Here is a 3,257-nt window from a genome sequence, read left to right on the forward strand (position 1 = left end):
ACGCCGTCGTCATTGCTGTCCGCAGCAGGCTGATACTGGACTGCCATGACCCGGGCACTGAACAGTTCCCCAGCCGCGCCAAATATGGCAGCCGCCGGCGTCGTCCCGCCGGGGTTGCTGGTGCCGTCCATTTCGATTTCGTCGATGGCGAAGCCGAAGGGGCGGGCCGTGCCCTGACTGGATTCCCCGGACACGGGCCGCGGATCGCCTTCTTCGTCAACGACCAGGCCACTGTCCACGTCCAACAAGGCAATACGGTACTGCCCCACATCCTCGGTATCCAAGGTCATTTCCGCGGTGCCCGCATCAAAGCCAAGCTGGATGTTGGGGCCACCGGGTTGGTTGTCAGGAAGACTCTCACCAGCAATTTCAGGCGGCAGGCCACCCGGATCATTGGCGCTGCGTTCAATCCAGGCGCGCAAACCAATGTTGCCGTCGTAGTTGGCGTTCACTCCGCATTCACCGGTATCCGGGTCCTGTCTCAGGGCCGATACCTCCATGGCGTGGGGTCGTCCGGCGACGATTTCCTGGCCAAGGCTGTCAACGAACTGGACTTGGAAGGCATTCTCGCGAAATGCGACCAAATCAGAGGCGCCTGTAGCATCACCATCTACCTCAGCCACGTTGATGACGAGATCATCCGCGCTCTGATTCTCCAGCGCCAGGGTAATACTGCCCTGGTCGGCACTGACAAACTGGTATCCTGCCAGACCATCATTCGCACCGCCGGAGAAACTGCCGTTGGCGTTGACCACACTCCATACACCCCGGTTACTCGAGGTGCTGATGGCAATCTCTTCCTGGTAGTCAGTCAGGGGATTACCGTTGGCATCGACGGCGGTAATGGTGACCTCGGCGGGACCACAAACACTGGCATTGGCGGGTGCATCAATAATGAAGGCGTCGGCATCTTCAAAACAGACGCGGCTTTCCTGGCTCAGAGCTTCAATTTCCCCTGAGTCGAGTGCGCGGCCGAAGAAACGAAATTCATCCATCTGATACTCGGCGGGTGCCGTGCCACTTGAAAAGCCACCGAGCTGGAAAGGGGCACCGGCATCCACGAGCCGACTGGGGCCCTGGTTGCCATAGGTACGGGTCTCCACCAATGAGCCATTGGCGTAAATGGAGAGCCGCCTTTCATCCATGTCATGGCGAACGGTGATGTGCACCCACTCATCGCCGTAGGGGTCATTGGCTGCACCCGCGGTGGGTCTCCAGCTCAGTTCACGTTCGCGGGGATTATTCTCGTTGCCCTGCCTGACCATGAACAGCAGGTCACGGTCAAATCCGCGAAAATCGCCCAGCACTTCAAAGCGCCGGGCAAAGAAACCATCGAGATTACCGGATGCCAGGATGCTGGGGTTGACATTGCTCTGATCAGCGAGCGGCATTTTCAGCCAGAACGCGGCAGTAAAAGAGTGGGCATCATTTGTCTCTGCGTCACTGGCGGTGGTGATATTGCCGGACAGGGGCACATCCGCAAAACCACAGGTGCCGGGACTGTCGGGTATGGCCCCATCGGAGCCGGCGGGCCCGAAGTCAATGTCGTTGGCATTACCCGTCCGGTCGTTGCCACTCTGATCACTGATCTGATTGCCTTGCTCCGTCCAGTCTTCGTCAAACCACCAGGAAATCAGCAGATCCTCGTCAAGGGCTTCCGTTTCTTCAGGACCAAACTCATGAAAGCCCTCGGGGGCATTCTGGTTGTTGAACTGGGTCAGCAGCCAATCCTGGGTGCGAGCCGTTGAACTGATACGGAGCTCGTCCACCCCACCTTGGTAGCGAACCTGCCCACTGGGGTTCAGTCGCTCACCCCATCCGGAAAGTACCGGGTCATCACTGAAGGTGTTCAGGACGGTCGTGCCGCAGCCGCTGCGGCTCATGGCGAGCTGACCGTTGATGTAACCCCGCAATTGATTGGCGGCTCGGTCCAATACCAGGGCATAGTGCGCCCATTGGTCCCAAACGGGGGTGCCGTTATGCTCCCAGACTTCACTGCTGCCGCAGGTAACGCCCCAGGTCATCTCGTTATCAACAACGGCAATGCGAAAATGGTAGTTGTTACCCCAGCCAATGCGATCCCCTTTCCAGAGCAAGGGGTTATGGTTGGGAGACGGCTGACTGCTTTCGACAAGACCCCAGACTTCCACGGTGATCTCGTCCTGAATGGCAATCGCGCCCGAATGTGGAAACTCGAGACGGGGCTGATTCGTCGAACCCGAAGCAGGTACTCCCAGGTGACGGCGTCCACCGTCTATCTGAGATTCCGGCACAAACTGCGGGAAATTGTTAGCCCTCCCACCGACAAAGCCGTCCACATTATTGGCTGTCGAGACGATAAGAACAGCACCCAGACCACCCGACTCCTGTAGATGATGGACCATGGCGTAGTTATTTGCCCAGACGGCTTCCACGTTTTCCATGTCGCCCGCGTTGGGGTTGCCATAGTAGATGTAGAGCTGGGTATCATCGGATGGATCAAGCTCAGCCACATTGACCCAGGCCACCAGACGCCCGGTGGTATCCCAGAATTCAACCTCGTGAGCAAGTACGGTGATGCCATCACCGGCGGTAAAGACCACATCACCCGCTTCAGGCTGGGCCACATTGTTGGCGAGATTGGTTCGGACCTCGGCGGTTTCGTTGCTGGTATTGATGAGAACGGGAAAGTCATTCAGGGCCGCTTCAACCTGGTCGGCGTCCAGGCTGATGGTCATGCGGTACTCCCAGTCCGAGTCGAACCAGTCGGCGAACAGTGCACCTGGCCAGATCAGGCATGCCAAAAGGACCCAGACCTGAAAGCAGGGCGATGAGGTTATTGCTTGTTGCTGTCTCATTTTCATGGGCCGGGACTGACTCCCCTTTCGCGGGCTTTCCCTGCCCTTGGCTACGATTGCACGCTTGTCTCTAGGGCGCGGTGGTGGCTGTTGCCGTCGCCCGCCGGGCCACATGGGCCGCTTCGCCGAGGCTGCCGCGTTCGGCAAAGGCTTCGAGGGCATAGACCTGGAAGGTCTGCCCCCGCTCTGTATGGGTGGTTTCGCTGCAAGTGACGGTCACGGTAAAGCCGTCCAGATTGAGATTGATGGTCGCCGGACAGCTCCCCGATTCAACCGCCTGATAGGCACCGGCCTCCAGGCCGGAGCGGGCGGCATACCAGGCCTGGGTGGCGCCGACGGACTGGACCGGGGTGAACTGCTGCACGCCGCTGATGGTGACCATGTAGATGGCCAGGGCGGCCAGGGCCACCAGCAGGAACA

2 protein-coding genes and 1 pseudogene are annotated in these 3,257 nt (G+C 59.2%); all 3 read right to left on the minus strand.

Annotated elements, in window-relative coordinates:
• On the minus strand, nucleotides 1–1,475 hold a 1,475-nt coding region (locus ACJWXQ_RS09975; protein ID WP_406672740.1), incomplete at its 3' end, for a DUF6701 domain-containing protein.
• Between the two features lie 312 nt (nucleotides 1,476–1,787).
• Nucleotides 1,788–2,999 (minus strand): annotated as a pseudogene (locus ACJWXQ_RS09980) (DUF2341 domain-containing protein); the annotation flags it as partial.
• On the minus strand, nucleotides 2,908–3,257 hold a 350-nt coding region (locus tag ACJWXQ_RS09985; RefSeq protein WP_406672739.1), incomplete at its 5' end, for a hypothetical protein. The pseudogene ACJWXQ_RS09980 and the gene ACJWXQ_RS09985, both read right to left, overlap by 92 nt.

The organism is Natronospira sp., from assembly GCF_007134575.1.
GTDB lineage: Bacteria > Pseudomonadota > Gammaproteobacteria > Natronospirales > Natronospiraceae > Natronospira > Natronospira elongata.